This is a genomic window from Motilimonas pumila (genome assembly GCF_003596335.1).
Classification (GTDB): Bacteria; Pseudomonadota; Gammaproteobacteria; order Enterobacterales; family CBDFNC01; genus Motilimonas; species Motilimonas pumila.
In genome coordinates this window covers 26214-42193 of record NZ_QZCH01000007.1, presented here as the reverse complement: position 1 = coordinate 42193, position 15980 = coordinate 26214, and the positions used below count along the sequence as shown (strand labels likewise).

18 protein-coding genes are annotated in these 15980 nt (G+C 42.7%); 3 read left to right on the top strand and 15 right to left on the bottom strand.

Annotated elements, in window-relative coordinates; all coding sequences use genetic code 11:
- Positions 1-39: 39 nt before the first annotated feature.
- Together D1Z90_RS07350 and queE are read right to left on the bottom strand one after the other, a co-directional pair.
- The gene (locus D1Z90_RS07350) at positions 40-270 is read right to left on the bottom strand and encodes a DUF3820 family protein (RefSeq protein ID WP_119910108.1); all 231 of its coding nucleotides are present in this window, start codon (positions 268-270) and stop codon (positions 40-42) included.
- On the bottom strand, positions 270-947 hold the full coding sequence (queE, locus tag D1Z90_RS07345; protein WP_119910107.1) for a 7-carboxy-7-deazaguanine synthase QueE: 678 nt from the start codon (positions 945-947) through the stop codon (positions 270-272). Before queE ends, D1Z90_RS07350 begins: the two co-directional genes overlap by 1 nt.
- Before the next feature lie 67 nt (positions 948-1014).
- Here queE and queC point away from each other — a divergent pair, with 67 nt between their 5' ends.
- Positions 1015-1671: a 7-cyano-7-deazaguanine synthase QueC gene (gene queC / locus D1Z90_RS07340; protein ID WP_119910106.1), complete on the top strand. Its 657-nt coding sequence runs from the start codon at positions 1015-1017 to the stop codon at positions 1669-1671.
- Between the two features lie 7 nt (positions 1672-1678).
- Here queC and D1Z90_RS07335 read toward each other — a convergent pair whose 3' ends face one another.
- Positions 1679-2272 carry a tRNA-uridine aminocarboxypropyltransferase gene (locus D1Z90_RS07335; protein ID WP_119910105.1) on the bottom strand — a complete coding sequence of 198 codons (594 nt, stop codon included), beginning with the start codon at positions 2270-2272 and terminating at the stop codon, positions 1679-1681.
- 89 nt (positions 2273-2361) lie between these two features.
- Here D1Z90_RS07335 and rrtA point away from each other — a divergent pair, with 89 nt between their 5' ends.
- Entirely contained in the window at positions 2362-2886 is a 525-nt protein-coding gene (gene rrtA / locus D1Z90_RS07330; RefSeq protein ID WP_158587074.1) for a rhombosortase, read from the top strand.
- Positions 2887-2961: 75 nt separating this feature from the next.
- Entirely contained in the window at positions 2962-3483 is a 522-nt protein-coding gene (locus D1Z90_RS07325; RefSeq protein WP_119910103.1) for a GspH/FimT family pseudopilin, read from the top strand.
- 707 nt (positions 3484-4190) lie between these two features.
- On the opposite strand, the gene D1Z90_RS07320 is transcribed toward D1Z90_RS07325, so the two are convergent.
- The 12 genes from D1Z90_RS07320 to cmk all read right to left on the bottom strand — a co-directional run bounded on the left by D1Z90_RS07320 (position 4191) and on the right by cmk (position 15935).
- Positions 4191-4517, bottom strand: a complete 327-nt coding sequence (locus tag D1Z90_RS07320; RefSeq protein ID WP_119910102.1) for a hypothetical protein — start codon at positions 4515-4517, stop codon at positions 4191-4193.
- Positions 4498-4890 carry a type IV pilin protein gene (locus tag D1Z90_RS07315; protein ID WP_119910101.1) on the bottom strand — a complete coding sequence of 131 codons (393 nt, stop codon included), beginning with the start codon at positions 4888-4890 and terminating at the stop codon, positions 4498-4500. Before D1Z90_RS07315 ends, D1Z90_RS07320 begins: the two co-directional genes overlap by 20 nt.
- Positions 4891-8265 (bottom strand): pilus assembly protein, encoded by a 3375-nt coding sequence (locus tag D1Z90_RS07310; protein WP_119910100.1) that lies wholly within the window; start codon positions 8263-8265, stop codon positions 4891-4893.
- Positions 8266-8309: 44 nt separating this feature from the next.
- A complete protein-coding gene (locus D1Z90_RS07305) occupies positions 8310-8753 on the bottom strand; it encodes a pilus assembly PilX N-terminal domain-containing protein (protein ID WP_119910099.1) in 444 nt (147 codons plus the stop codon).
- A gap of 4 nt (positions 8754-8757) precedes the next feature.
- Entirely contained in the window at positions 8758-9750 is a 993-nt protein-coding gene (locus D1Z90_RS07300; protein WP_119910098.1) for a PilW family protein, read from the bottom strand.
- 2 nt (positions 9751-9752) lie between these two features.
- Entirely contained in the window at positions 9753-10328 is a 576-nt protein-coding gene (locus D1Z90_RS07295) for a type IV pilus modification PilV family protein (protein ID WP_158587073.1), read from the bottom strand.
- Between the two features lie 356 nt (positions 10329-10684).
- Complete coding sequence (pyrF, locus tag D1Z90_RS07290; protein ID WP_119910096.1) at positions 10685-11392, bottom strand: orotidine-5'-phosphate decarboxylase; 708 nt, start codon at positions 11390-11392, stop codon at positions 10685-10687.
- A gap of 11 nt (positions 11393-11403) precedes the next feature.
- A complete protein-coding gene (gene lapB / locus D1Z90_RS07285; RefSeq protein ID WP_119910095.1) occupies positions 11404-12573 on the bottom strand; it encodes a lipopolysaccharide assembly protein LapB in 1170 nt (389 codons plus the stop codon).
- A 7-nt stretch (positions 12574-12580) separates the two neighbouring features.
- Entirely contained in the window at positions 12581-12868 is a 288-nt protein-coding gene (locus D1Z90_RS07280) for a LapA family protein (protein ID WP_119910094.1), read from the bottom strand.
- A 129-nt stretch (positions 12869-12997) separates the two neighbouring features.
- Positions 12998-13288, bottom strand: a complete 291-nt coding sequence (gene ihfB, locus D1Z90_RS07275) for an integration host factor subunit beta (protein WP_119910093.1) — start codon at positions 13286-13288, stop codon at positions 12998-13000.
- A gap of 179 nt (positions 13289-13467) precedes the next feature.
- Positions 13468-15144, bottom strand: a complete 1677-nt coding sequence (rpsA, locus tag D1Z90_RS07270) for a 30S ribosomal protein S1 (RefSeq protein ID WP_119910092.1) — start codon at positions 15142-15144, stop codon at positions 13468-13470.
- A gap of 101 nt (positions 15145-15245) precedes the next feature.
- A complete protein-coding gene (gene cmk / locus D1Z90_RS07265; RefSeq protein ID WP_119910091.1) occupies positions 15246-15935 on the bottom strand; it encodes a (d)CMP kinase in 690 nt (229 codons plus the stop codon).
- Positions 15936-15980 lie beyond the last annotated feature (45 nt).

Genomic DNA, 15980 nt, shown 5'->3' with positions numbered 1-15980 from the left:
TATTATAAAGAAGTCTCATGACAGAAGCATGAAAAATGTTTACTTTGTCATTTGGGCCAGCATAGGCCGAAGCATGGTTTCAAGGCCATTGAGTTTTATTTCATAAACTAGGGCTAGTTGTTGCCCCAACAAGCCTGCAGGAAACCCTTGCTGAGAGACCCACACCACATATGGTTCAGGTAAATCAATCAAGGGCAGCCCACGATATTTACCATAAGGCATTGTTGCCATCATCGCTGCCAACATAGCTTGCGTTGTCGCTTGGTCCATTAATCAATTCCTATGTATTTGTGCGTTTGAATAGACAATCGCCAATTACGCTCAATACATACTTGCGTGGCCAGTTGCGTAGCTCGGGGCTTTTGGCTGATGGGTTGTAAACAAATTTGCGCCTGTAATTGTTTGTGTAAGGGTTGTATTAACGCATCCAGAGCGTCAATGTCCTTGGCTGTACCAACGGGGTGCTTGATTTCATTTGCTCGTAAGAGCGCGTCTTTTCGCACGCTCAAGCCGCCTTTCATGTTCACCTTAGGTGATACCGTTACAAAGCTGGCGTCAGCCACTTGTACTTTATAAGTGCCACTGGTTTCAATTTGCGTACTATACCCTTGCTGATGCAAGGCCAACGTCAATTCTCGCAAATCATACATGCACGGCTCACCGCCGGTTATCACAACATGTTTGGCCACGTAACCTAAACGCTGCATTTCTTTGATGATGCCGCAACTGTCTACTTGTGCCCAGCGAGACGACTCGTTACTTTTATCAGTAATAATGATCAAGTCGGTTTTATCTTGATCGGCTATATGCCAAGTATGTTGGGTATCGCACCACGGGCAGCCGACATCACACCCTTGTAAGCGAATAAATACTGCAGGCACGCCAGTATATACACCTTCCCCTTGGATAGTTTGAAACATTTCATTGATTCGATACTGCTGAGCCATTGGTTTGTATGCCTGTTTTGCGTAAAATCGTGGTTTATATGTGAATAATAATTGAAACTCAAGGCTTATGAATAAAAAAGTAGTAGTTATCTATTCCGGCGGCATGGATTCTTTCACTGTGCTTAACCAAGCGATACAGCAAGGTTATCAAGTATTTGCCTTGACGTTTAATTACGGCCAGCGCCATGTAAAAGAAGTAGAAGTCGCTAAAGCGTTTTGCCAACGTCAAAATATTAACCATAAAGTGATTGATATTTCAGCAATAAATGAAATTATTGCCGGTTCATCGCTCACCTCAGATATCGATGTACCCACTGGTGACTATGATAACGACAACATGGCATCTACCGTTGTACCTAACCGCAATATGATTTTATTGTCTTTGGCAATTGGTTATGCGGTGTCCATTAAAGCCGAAAAAGTATTTTATGGCGCACACTCAGGCGATCACCTCATCTACCCAGACTGCCGGCCAGAATTTGTTGAACAGATGAATCAAGTGGCTGCTATCGCTAACTTTGAAAAGGTGACCATTGAAACACCTTTTTTACACAGCAGTAAAATTGAAATTTTACAAGCCGGCATAGAAATGAAGCTTAATTATGGCGATACCTGGACATGTTATAACGGCAGAGAACAGGCATGTGGTCAGTGCGGCTCATGTATAGAGCGCCTAGCGGCTTTTGCCCATTTTGGCGAAACGGATCCTTTAAGCTACGAATAAGTAGGGCTCAATCATAGCCGTAATGCTGTCGGCGAACAGACGATGGCATACAACTGAGCTGATTTTTGACCATGCCTTGAAAAGCGTCTAACAAGGGTTGGAATTTTATACTCTGTTGCTCAAGCTCACTCATTAGGTAAAATCCTGCCTCTACGCTGGACACACCATCGTCTTTATTTGACTTACGAATGGTATATTGAGTGGGCTTTACGTGTGATAAAGCCACCTTAGGTAAGGCCTGTAAAGCGGGGTTAAGCTGTAATAAACGAAACGCTTTTTTCCAGCTGCCATCCAACAAAATAAATTGGCTATCGGCAGGAAAATGATAGTTGGCAATCTTAACAGGCACTTCTTCGCCTGCGGCTGGGTATAATAAAAAGCTTGGGCGATTTTCGAGCAGTGAAACAGGCAGTTGTTCCTGACAATAAAGGTCACAACGCGTTAAACTCAAAGACAAAATACGTGCAGTACCAATCGCTTTGTTCGCTTCTGATGGGTGTTGTAGAATAATCAGTTTGTATTTGTTATCAATTAGAGTAATCATGTGGCAAATACACATAGATTGCGCTTTGTTGCACTTTTCACACCATTGACGAGCCATACTTGTACTACCTAAATTACCTATACCAGAGGCTGTTCAGCCATAACCCGACCATTATACTCTGTTCTTTGTCTGTACTAGCAACCTGCTTGTATTTATTTGATGAATCGGCACATGATTTATTGGCATACCAACGCGAAGTTTTATGGAGTCAGCCATGGCGACTCATCACAGCTAATATCTGCCATACCAATGGCTACCATTTAGTATTCAATCTTGCCGGCTTGATTTTACTGCAGCAATTATTTCACTTTACTAGTCGCAAGTTAATCTTGTTGCTTCTTATCTCTTCTTTGTGTGTCACAGTGGGTTTGTATATTTTTGAGCCTACCGTAAATTGGTATGTTGGCTTGTCAGGAAGCTTACACGCATTATTTGCTTATGGCGCATTGCAAGACATACATAAGAAAGTAAAATTTGGGCAGTTACTCCTCTGTGGGCTCATTGTCAAACTCATCTACGAACACGCTTTTGAAAGTATATGGATAGCGCAACTCATTGAAGCAAATGTCATGACATCTTCTCATGTCATCGGCGCAATGGCTGGAGTAGCATACTTTGTGCTAGAAGCCGCCTTTAGACTGAAATCAAATAAAAGTAATTTAACAAAGTGATCTAGCCTACTTTATTGGTTGATACAGTGGTTTATAATATTAATCCAGTAAATACCAAATAGTAGTGAGACAGCAATGCGTTTTTATTCAAAGGCAATCCAAGGTTTTTCTTTAATTGAGTTAACTATTGTTTTACTTATCGCGTCTGTCTTGATGGCAATGACCGCTGCAGGTTTAGGAAGTTTGTCCAGTAACTCTCGTTCATACGACTCAGCGAATAGTCTTCTTAAAGACATCACTTTTGCTAGGAACCAAGCCGTTAGCAATAACCAAAATGTAACAATTTGTAGCCTTAATGCGAGTAAGCAATGCCAAGATAACTGGATTAATGGAGTGGACGTATTCATTGATTTTAATAAAAATGAACAATTGGATCCTGATGATATGTTGCTCAAGCGTTCAGAGCCATTTTCAACAAAAGACGATATTCAATTCAGCTCACAATTATACTCGGTACAATACCAACCTGATGGGTTAACAAGCAATTTACCTGGCTCATTAGCCATCACATATTGCGCCGACAAAAGCGGCAGCACTATTAACATACAAGCATCCGGGAAAGCCTCTATCACACAGAACCAAGTAAGCTGCAGTTAAAACTGTTTGTTTAGCACATTAGGCAACTAAGGTATTGTAAATATTCAAGCTTATATTCTTTTGCTGAATAACCTTGCGTCCTAGCGACAGGATTGCATGGTCATTAAGCGATAGGTGAGCTTTCTTAAACAAACCTTTGCCAAAAGGATAGGTATTTAAGCCACCACTCGAGCGTTGTTTACCCTAAAGCTAAAGTAACATAAGAGCTCATTGCTCATGACACGAAACAGCAATATAAACCTAGTAATACCACGTTGAATTTTAGTCTGTAAAATCAGATCGGTCTCTTATCATAAACCGATGTAAGTGTTGGACAAAAAAGGTGGATAAAAAGGTCCTTAGACCATTTTGTTGTAGAATTTAGCCTCCCCTTGATGCAGGCTCAGAATCAAAGTTAGCGATAAAGCCGACTTTCCTTATATTCCAGTAAGTAATCCTCCCATTTTTAACGGCACTAAAAATGCGCGCAGGGTTTTATACAAAAGCTATTTTCAAGTTCACAATAGCGAGCTCAAAAATAATGAATCACGATTGTATTCTGAGATATACCTTCACGCGAAAGTGAATAGGCCTACTTGGGGGTTTAGCCACAGGAGCTGACCAACTCGAATGCAATGTTTGGTTACAACCACTCAAAAATTCGGAAAATATGCACCTGACAGCCGCTGGTATAGGGCAAAAGCTGTCAGGGCAATACAGGGGCGGTATTACTCAGGGTAAGCTTGCTCAATTTCAAGAGCTGCAACCTGAGTAAAGTCCCCCTCTAAAGTAACACACTGAAATACAGTACTAATCTTTAGCTTTGTTTTGCCGTCTTCGGCATATACAAAGCCACTTTGGCTCAGCTCCCGGCCTTTTCTATCTAATAAGGCCTCATTAATTTCAGTATCAGACACTTTAAATTGTGCGACCTGTTTGGAGCCTGTTGCAGTCTCTATTGCACATTTAGCCCAAAGACCACCTTCAGCTACCACTTGCATAGAGGTGCCGAAAATCAGCATTCCTAAAAAACAACTAATTTTGCCAACATTCATTGTTACCTCCTTTTGTTAAATCCTGGTCAATCGTAAAGCTTAAGCATTGACTGTCTGAGGTTTGCTGGTTTTGAGCGGTGACAGTCGCAATGAAATCCATTTCTTCATCCACGCTTGAAAGTGATATTTTATACCTTTTAGTTTCTGTTTCTTCAGGGTAATTAAGGTCAGACAATGAGCCCGTAAAGCGGTTATAGTCTAAGTAGTATTGCTCTTGAAGGTTGGCAATTTCAACCAATGCTTTGGCCCCTTCAACGCGTTTACTGGTTAGCATAAACTGTTGATACGAGGGAAAAGCAATAGCAGCAAGTATCCCCATGATTGCGACCACTATCATTACTTCAATTAATGTAAATCCGGTATGCTTTTTCACTTACATTTCCTCAAAAAAGCTATAAATACGACTCGGCGCCATAGAGCCATTGGTGGTTTGAGTCCCTGAGTTCACCGTTTTTTGATCTCCAGTTGCGACATCTTCAATGGTAATGGCTTCCCCTTTACCTGCACCTAAGATACGTAAAGTTGAATCTCCAGCTTCGTTGGTTCCAGAATGCACGACTAAGGTATCTGGTACATGACTGCCAATCTCACGGCTTCGCCATGAGTGGGTATCCGTACCATCATAGATATTAACTGCATACATCTTTCCTGTTCCTAACTCATTGATACCACATTCTTTACTGTCATCGATGCTAGGTGTAAAAGATGTAAAGTAAACCGTACCGTCAATGACTAGAGCACCGCCTAATGACTTTTCACCCGCTGCTAGAAGGTTGTATTTCCAACCTCGTTTATCACTTAATTGAGCTTTTACATCTAAGATATTACCGCCTTTAAAGTTACCGACAGGGTCATTGGTGATGTTATATAAGTCATTTAAGGTCAAAACCTCAGGAGGCTGAACACCATCAGAACCAAACTGAGTAGGTAAAATGAACCTATCTTGCAACATTACAAATTGGTCAGACGTTGTTTTGTCCGTCGCCGGCGCCGCTCTATTTCCGCTTCCGACTAAAACTCCATCAAAAGGCACATCTGTAATATCATAGGTGGTGCCAGCTTTTACGACATTTTGGTGATATGTACGCACCACAGTCGGAGGGTTAAAGAAGCGACGATCATCCGCTTTCGCATTTTCCGCTAAATCAGCAAGTTGAATCATGCTCCAATCTTGTTTTTTAGGGCTTGGGAGATCTACACGCCAAACTGATGCGCCTGTGTCTACGGCATATATCCTATCTGTGAAGCCATCTTCATTACTGTCTAAGAGCGTGACTGGTGCGGCTATACCATGCTTGATACAAGACGTACTCTGGCAACTTGTTACCCCAAACTCAGCAACTTTATCGCCCGTTTCGGCTTCGACAATGTAAATAGCTCGACCTTTGTCAGTCGCACAATTTTCGCTTTCAGAACGCTTACAAGTATCAAGCTTATCGTCGTAGCCCGCGCCAAAAATAAACACGGATTTCGCTTCGTCTTCTCCCGTACTATTATGTAAAATCTGGCTGGCCACAGGCTGTGACCAAGTTTGACCTAGTTCAGAAAAGCCATTCGATTTGGCATTTATTTGCCACAATAGCTTAGGCAAGTTTGCACGAGTGATATCAAATGCAAAGTAGGCGTCGCCACCTCGGCGCATGCCAACTAGCGCAATCGCTTTACGTAAGTTACCTGTTTTTCCAAACAACTTCATTACCACTGGCGAGCCATCAATACCGTAATGGTGCTGACTGCTGTCTTTTTGCCGTTTTAAATTCACCGCTGACTTTATTTTACTTGCAGGAATGAACGCCCACTGTTCAGATACATCATCTCCCGTATCAGTAAAAAAGTGCAAGAAACCAGAGTTTGTGCCCACCATAATATGGGTATCTGAGTCCGTGCTATCGGACAAATTTATGGGTAAAGGTTTTGAGTGTAATGGATCGGAGAAGATATTATTTCGAAACTCCTTACGATCGTTGTCTTCATCATAATCATCGACATCATAGCCTTGTAACCATGAGACCGCCTTAGGCAGTTCTTCAATCGTTAATCCCAGTTCGCTGGCTAGCTCTGTCTTTTTAGTCAATTCAAAATGAGTTAACAGGTTATCGATATTCAGCTCTACTAATGCCCCGTTTGCGCCTAAGTTACTCAGTACTTTTCTACTCTTGGCATTGGCTAGTGCTTGCGCCACCCCTCCGGACATAACCTGAGCGCCATCTTCTTTACCATTCCAGAAAGTAGAAGCTTTAGCACTGATATGGCCATTGGAGTCAATCGCCGGTTGCTGATTTCTATCGACGAGGATACCTTGGTCATTAATGCTCAGTTTCTTTAGATTGCCATTCCACACCGCTTTTTTACTTGGCGTGAACATAGAGTAATAGATTGAATTATTATGTTGTGTTTTATCCAGCTTACTCGCAGATACAGCAGGCGCGTTAAAGCTTGAGGTTTGATTTAATATTTCGATAATGGTTTGTTGAAAAGCTTGTTGCAGATCTTTTGAGTCTGATGCTGCAAAATATGCCCCCCCACCTTTTAAGGCGGTATTGCGTAATAATGAGCCAGCTTTAGAAGTAGCATTCTCACCAAAACCAATCGTGTAGGTGGTAAGGTTTTGCTCGCCCTCTTTTTCTGTATTTATATCTTTACCATTTAACCAACCAGCTAAAGTTGGTAAATAACTTGAAGAGGCACTTTCTCCTGTTAACGAGGAGATTAAACTGTCGGCCGCTCTATCTTCAATCGGCTGACCGTCTGTCATTAAAATAACATACGCCCTATCTTGACAAGTTTTAAAAGGCGATACATAACGATTTTGGCTATCGTACGCCGTATCGTCCGGTTTAGGCTTACTCACTGTATCGTTATCGCCAAAATGGACTTTTTTACCGCCAAAATATCGATATGCCTCGTAAAGGCTCTCGCATAATGGTGTATTGCCTTTTGCCTTTAAGCTTGCAATTTGAGCTAAATATTCCGCTCTGTCGGCAGCTTCCATATCACCTAAAGCAGTAATGACTCGACCGCCATCTTGACTCGTATCACCGTAGTTTAAGTTAAACGCCATTAAGCCAAAATTGACTGAAGGGGTCGACGCTACCAAGTCGGAGACTGTTTCCTGCGCAATCGACAAGCGGCTTTTATTTTCTTCGTTATCTTTCGCGTACCAAGCAAGATAGTTAGCGGTATAAAGCGCAACCGCGTCATCTCCCGTAAAAACGTTACCATTACTTTCTTTACTAAAAGGGTCTGATTCATTGTTTACAGGAAAGCCAGAGTCATTGTATCCATCACCGGGATTAGCGCTGTCGTTATTGAGCACATCTTCCTTACATTCAAAATGACGGCCCTGGGTTCCGTTAAGCTTCATCCATTGTTGGTTACCACTGTTCCACCTTCTGACATTTCCGGTGTAACGGCCCGTCTTTGATAGTGGGTTAATTGATGCATTACAAAAGTTGACCGCGACATCGAAGTACTGAGTGCTGGATAAGGAAGGAACAGCCTCTCCTTCTTTTGCCCAGAATATTTTTGTCGGTGCATTGCCATTTGCATAATCTTCATTGGGGTCAAACGCTGCTTTTGATACCGTCTCATTGGTTTTCATGCTGCCTGAAGTATCAAAAATGATCATCACTTGAGGTTTTAGATTATTGCGACTCGCAATATCGGTTACGTACAGCTCAGTATCATCTGCAAAAGCAAGCTGACAAAAAAACAAAGGTACTAACGCTGTTAGCTTTGAGGATCCCATTAGACTTTTCCCTATCTGTATTTAAACTTGTATTTTTTTAGTTATTAAGTTTTGATAATTCTTTGCTCAACACCCAAACCCAAGGCATTTGTTCCCGTTCGCCCGGCTTGCTTTTTGCGGCCATACTCCCTAGATAATTGCAAATGAATATATCGACAGCTAAATACACTGTCTGAACTGGCTTGCCTTTTACGCCCACAAGACAAGGTTTCTTTTGGATCTTTGACATCAATGTTAAGCCCAGGAGTATTTGGTGCGACATAAGCTTCACCGGCCTTAATCACTGAAAACTGTTGCTGAGAGGTCTTAACAGCCATTAACTGTTCTACATTACCTTCAAGTATTGCATCTGCATTTACTTTTAATGTGCCAGCCCCAGCCATCTTTAAATCCATCGTTGATGTTCTCATCTGCATCACCGTCATTCCTGACAACAATGCCACCATTAACATTGCTAATACCAAGGCAGCGCCTGTTTGATTCTTCATTTGATTACCCTAACCATATGGGATTACTAAAACTCACAACGGTTGACATCAACAAACGGCGATAATCATCTTTTAACGTGATTTGTTTCCCCGCCATTTGGTAGCTGATATCTTTCTCACCTGGGCTTTTTTTCGGCTGCTCCGCTCGAATTAGCACCCAAACTCTTGCGCCAATCACGTTTTCAAGATTACTTCCCGCAACAAATTCTGAATACGATGTATGACCATTACTGTCTCGGACTATGTATTCAATTTGCATGTTTTCAACCCCTTCGAGTAAAGGAGGTTGTAGTTTCATCTCGCCAACATTCCCGGCATCAATATTTAGCATTTTACGTCGCAACCTAGGCACGTTGCTGGCGACGTCATAATCGATGTAATAAACATTGTGAATGTATTGATAAACATGAGCCCCTTGCCACTGAGGCTTAATGGGAAGCACTTCTGTGGGCGCCGCAAAGATATAAGCTTCTGAGCCTGTTAAAGCAATATGATATTGCGGAGTCAAAGGGGCTAAAGCCTGTTGGCCTCTTGCTCTTCTAATTGCAATAGCATCTGTTTCTTGTGCCAACTTAGTGCTGCTATCCTGGTCATCTATGCACCCCATTTGCAGGGGGGTATTGACCTCAAAGCTCCAGATATCATTCATTCTGATGTCATCTTTTGGAAAGCTCCCAACCCCATTAACATCGATACAGTCTCGATTATTCGGAATGGAGGCAGGAGATCTCACCTGTTGGTTTTTGACGGATAATTGGTTTGTCAAAATATGACGAGTGGAAAAGCCCCAAAAACCAACTTGGCGTAGATCTTGACTTAATAACTGTAAAGCGATGCGGCCCGTTTCTTGTAACTCAGCGGATTCGTTTGTGGCAATATTTGACGTTCTACTTGCCACAAAAAATGAGGTCATACCAGCGATAATAAACAAAGCAATCGCAATAGTTACCATCCACTCGATGAGATTGAAGCCCTGTTGGAATTTAGAACTCTTCATCTTTATGCCTGTAGAATGGTGCTTTTTAGCACGAGTTGGCGCCGAGAGACATTGTCAGTACCGCACTCACTTCCCGAAGCTGTGCGTGCATCCTTCGACTCAGTTCTATCATGCCAACTGACCACAATCATCGTATTGCCCGTTGCAAGGTCATGAGTAATACAGGCGTCAGCTTTACTTAAACCGGCGATGGCTTTTGCGCTTCTTTTTACATTTGAGCCAGTTAAATGGTGTTGCCACTTAACAATATCTGCTTCTAAGCGTTGTTGAGGGGAGCAACTTGAGCAAGTTGGTTCAGAAAGGCTACCGGCACTTTGAGATATGCTTTTTAATAAATCTAGGTTGGCAGCATTTTTGAGCACACTTCGGTTTATCTTTAAGCTTTCCATAATGCTTTGAGCAATAAAGGTAGCTTGTGTTCTCTGTTTACTGGCATAGGTGGATTTTTTTATCACTCCCTGCATAGCCATTAAGCCCACGAGAGCAGAAGCAACTATAAATGTAGTCACAAGTACTTCTAGTAGACAAAAGCCACGACTAGTAGGTACTTTTTTAATCATCGAAGTTGTTATACGCACATTGATCCTTTAAACCCTAAGCGGGTATCAAAAGCGCATCCATGCAAAATACTGTTGTTAAGTTTTTCACTCATTGGTTAGAAAGCTTGTTAGTCCTTTTGCTATGAGTAGCAATAACTAGCGAATCTAAAAAGTGAAATTCTTATTCATTTCAGAAATATTACAGTTGTAAGGATAATCGATAGATATCGATTCAATCCATTAAACTTCATGGTAATGTGATGTAAAACTGATTAATTAATGATTTGATATGAGAATTTCGGATGACTTTTTGATAAAAATCATACATATGGCGGATTTATAAAAAAGCCTTGAGATTGGAGGCAAGGCTCTCAAGGCACTGATTTAGAGGATTATTATATTGTAAGGTTAATTTGAGAGAGAACTTTAGCGGGATCTTCAGCTTGAGTGATAGGCCTGCCAATGACTAAATAATCACTGCCAGCTGCCACCGCTTGCGCAGGTGTCATAATACGGCGTTGATCGCCAGCATCGCTGCCCGCAGGGCGAATACCAGGAGTGATTAACTTAAACTCACTGCCTAATTGTTGCGTCAGAGTTGCGGCTTCATGTGCTGAGCATACCACACCATCAAGGCCAGCTTGTTGGGTCAACTGAGCCAAGCGTTTAACATGGGTTTGCGGGTCCACATTGAGTCCGATTTCAGCTAAGTCTTGTTGCTCCATACTGGTCAAAACCGTTACCGCTATCAACAGTGGAGCGTCATTGCCGTAAGACTCGAGAGAAGCTTTTGCCGCTTCCATCATACGGCGACCGCCACTGGCATGAACATTGACCATCCAGACGCCTAAATCGGCGGATGCTGCCACAGCTTTGGCCACAGTGTTAGGGATATCATGGAATTTTAAGTCGAGGAATAAATCAAATTTTCTATCGACAATTTGTTTTACAAAAGCAGGGCCGAAATGGGTAAACATCTCTTTACCTATCTTAAGGCGACAGCTGCCTGGATCTATTTGATCAATAAAATTGAGGGCGGCGTGTTGATCGGCGTAATCCAACGCTACGATCACTTTTGGATCTGTTATTACTGCTGTCGTCATAATCTTTACTGTTATTCTCCGTCTAGTCCACGAATGGGTTTTACCGTGCCCCAGCTTTTACACGATGGGCACTGCCAATATATGGATTTTGTCGCAAATCCACATTTTCTACAACGAAAGTTGGGGCTAATTTTCAATTGCTCGCGCACCAATTTACGTAAACTGTCTAAACTGGTTTTCGCCCTGCCCTCTTCTGCCAACTCTAAATGGTACACCATTAGCTGGTAAAAACCTTTCATCGTAGGGTTTTTCTGTAACTGTTTAGCAACGAGCGACTCACCTTGCTCAATGCCTTGAGATTGTGCCAAGTATTCTGCTAATTTGAGTCCCACAGAAGCACCCGCACCTTGGCTCCAGGCATGATCCAGCCAATGTAAAAAAGCGTGTGGGTCTTTTTGTTCGCTAAAACATTGCTCTAATCGGGTCAAAACCTCGGTAACAAAATCAACGTCTTGTTTCACTACATTCTCAAGTTGCCTGATCGCAGCTTTGTAATCTTGTTTCGCGATGTATAAATCAGCTAAACCAATGCTGGCACGGACACAATCAGGATCGACTGTTAAGGCTTTTTTACAATAGTTAATGGCTTGTTTATCTTGTTTTGCTAGGTGGGCCTCATTGGCCATTTCGCAATAGAAATGTGCGATATCTTTAACGGCGGTTGGCTGCTGTGCATGTTTTAGCTGCTCGGCGATTTTTATTGCACGTTGCCAATCTTTAGTTTGCTGATAAATTGCAAGTAACTGCTGCAATGCGGTCACCTTATATTCAGGCTCCGACACCAGTTGTAAATAAATTTCTTCACTGCGATCAATTAGCCCCGCAGCGGTAAAGTCTTTAGCTAATTGCAGCATGGCTAAATGCTTTTGCTCTGCGGTTAAGGTAGGACGGGCAATCAGGTTTTGGTGTATACGAATGGCACGGTCAACTTCACCGCGTTGTCGAAAAAGATTGCCTAAAGCCAGATGGGTTTCTATGGTTTCACTGTCAACTTCTAACAAATCGATAAATAAATCTACCGCTTTATCAGGCTCATCACTTAACAGAAAATTCAAGCCGGTGACATAATCACGGCTCAATTTGTTGGAATCTTTTTGCCGGGTTTGATGCAAGCCTCTGCGGCCCATATACCAGCCATAGCCGGCGGCAATGGGTAACAACAAAAAGAGCAGCTCTAGCATGGCAACATTAGTCCTTTAACGGTAATGTCCTTAGCTCATCCAGCTCTTTATTCTGACGTTTGATTTTCTTTTGCAGCCGGCCGTTAGCCAGTTTAACCTTCATGTAGAGGCCACTGCTGATAATCGCACCTAAGGTAAAAGCGATGCCAAATACGATGGCTAACAAGGTGGATAAACGAATGTCAGTTTGTGCGATCAAATAATTAAAATTCACCAAGGCTTCATTTTTTAAGCCGAGAAACACCGCAACGGCGAAAAATAAAAATACCACAACTGCAATTAAAAATGCCTTCACATAGCCTCCTAAGTCACTGGAAAATCTATCAACTAATTATACACATAGGGTACAACAGATAGACATATCATCCTATGCCAAAGGCAATAAAAAAACGGCACATGGCCGTTTTTATATTTGCACGCATCATTAAGATGCAATGCTTAAATTGACGCGCTCTCTCAATTCCTTACCAGGCTTAAAGTGCGGTACATATTTACCGTCTAATTCAACTTTATCACCGGTCTTCGGATTACGTCCTACACGCGGAGCACGATAGTGTAATGAAAAACTACCAAAACCGCGGATCTCAATGCGTTCGCCACTGGCGAGCGTATCCGCCATTTGCTCTAGGATTTCTTTAATCGCTAGTTCAACTTCTTTTGCTGAAAGCTGCAAATGAGTACTGGTGAGTCGTTCAATGAGATCTGACTTGGTCATAGGTTCTCCCATTTAAGTTTATGACTTTTCCAGTTGCCTAAAAACAATAAAGAGGGGCAAGCCCCTCTTTAGATACTGTAACTACCTAACAAGCAACTAATTTTCAGTTTACTCTATGTAGCTCAGTTTACAAATTTTCAATCGCAGTATTGATAAAATATTGCTTTTGAAGTTTGTAATTAGTCGTTTTTAGCTGCTTTGAAAGCTTCAGCCATTGCGTTGCTGAATGCACCGTCATCTTGCTGCTGCTTGTTCAGACCTTCGATAGCTGCTTTTTCTTCAGCTTCATCTTTAGCACGAACAGATAGGCTAACAACACGGTTCTTACGGTCAACACCTACAAACTTAGACTCTAGCTCATCGCCAACTGCAACGATAGTTGTTGCATCTTCAACGCGGTCACGAGAGATGTCAGCTACACGGATGTAACCTTCAACGCCTTCAGCTAGCTCAATTGTTGCGCCTTTTGCGTCAACTTCAAGAACTTTACCTACAACAACAGTACCTTTCTTCTTATCAGCTAGGTAGTTGTTGAACGGATCTTCAGCAATTTGCTTAACGCCTAGGCTGATACGCTCACGCTCTGGGTCAACTTGTAGTACAACAGCTTCGATTTCGTCGCCTTTCTTGAAGTCGCGAACGGCTTCTTCGCCAGCCACGTTCCAGCTGATGTCAGATAGGTGAACAAGACCGTCGATACCACCGTCAAGACCAATGAAGATACCAAAGTCAGTGATAGACTTGATCTTACCGCTAACGCGATCGCCTTTGTTGTGAGTACCCGCAAATGATTCCCAAGGGTTAGCAATACATTGCTTAAGACCTAGAGAGATACGACGACGTTCTTCGTCGATATCAAGAACCATAACTTCAACGCTGTCACCAACGTTAACCACTTTAGATGGGTGGATGTTCTTGTTAGTCCAATCCATTTCGCTAACGTGTACTAGACCTTCAACGCCTTCTTCGATTTCTACGAAACAGCCGTAATCAGTTAGGTTAGTTACACGACCAGTAAGCTTAGTGCTTTCTGGGTAACGGTTAGCGATTGCTACCCATGGATCTTCGCCTAGTTGCTTAAGACCTAGTGATACACGAGTGCGGTCACGGTCAAACTTAAGCACTTTAACGTTGATTTCGTCACCAACGTTAACGATTTCACTTGGGTGCTTAACGCGTTTCCAAGCCATATCAGTGATGTGAAGAAGACCGTCAACACCACCAAGATCAACGAACGCACCGTAATCAGTAAGGTTCTTAACGATACCTTTAACTGATTGACCTTCTTGTAGGTTCTCAAGAAGTTCGTCACGCTCTGCGCTGTTTTCAGTTTCGATAACTGCACGGCGAGAAACAACAACGTTGTTGCGTTTTTGATCTAGCTTGATAACTTTAAATTCTAGATCTTTGTACTCTAGGTGAGCAGTGTCGCGAACTGGGCGCACGTCTACTAGAGAACCAGGTAGGAAAGCACGGATACCGTTTAGTTCAACAGTGAAACCGCCTTTAACTTTACCATTGATAACACCAATAACAGTTTCTTGCTCTTCGTAAGCTTTCTCAAGAACGATCCACGCTTCATGGCGTTTCGCTTTCTCACGAGATAGCTGAGTTTCACCGAAACCATCATCCGTTGCGTCTAGGGCTACGTCTACTTCGTCGCCTACGCTAACTTCTAGTTCGCCAGAAGCATTTTTGAACTGGTCAACAGAGATAGGAGATTCAGACTTAAGGCCTGCGTCTACTAGTACGATACCGTTTTCGATAGCAACGATAGTACCTTTGATGATCGCACCTGGGCGCGTTTCGATTTCGTTTAGAGACTCTTCAAAGAGTTGAGCAAAAGATTCAGTCATGTTATTTAACACTTTAAGTTAATTACAACCACTCATAATCCATCGTGAGTGGGGTTGTGATACAAAGTTCATTCCTTCCGTGGAATCAACATCGACGGGGATTATTCCTCGCCTTGGTTTAGCTTTTTATCCGCATAGTCAATGACTTGTTCAATAACCTGCTCTATGGTGAGCGAAGTTGAATCAATCACTAATGCGTCTTCGGCCGCTTTTAAAGGAGACACAGGTCGATTACGATCTCTGTGATCTCGCTCTTCAATCTCGGCTAAAAGATGCGCGATATTAACATCAAACCCCTTATCACGCAATTGCTTATAACGCCTTTCTGCTCGGGCTTGCGCGCTGGCATCTAGGAATACTTTCACTGGTGCATCCGTAAATACCACAGTGCCCATGTCGCGGCCATCAGCGATTAAGCCAGGGGCTTGACGGAAGCTGCGTTGGCGCCTTAACAAAGCTTCTCTTACACGCGGAAAAGCCGCCACTTTAGAAGCGGCGTTGCCGGTTTCTTCGGTGCGAAGTTCACGGCTTACATCTTCACCCTCTAAGAATACTTTGACGCCTTCATCTGACGGTTTAAATACAACGTCTAAGTGACCGGCCAACAATGACACGGCGTCTTCATTGCTGACATCCACGTTATGGTGGATAGCTGCCAGTGCCAGCACTCGGTAAATTGCGCCACTGTCTAGTAATTGCCAATCATAATGCTGGGCTAACGCTTGGCATAAGGTGCCTTTTCCTGAGCCACTTGGACCATCAATCGTAATAATTGGGGCACTTGCCACCATATTTCTCGCCTCCCATCGCACCGGTGACAGATTGTCACGCTCCTA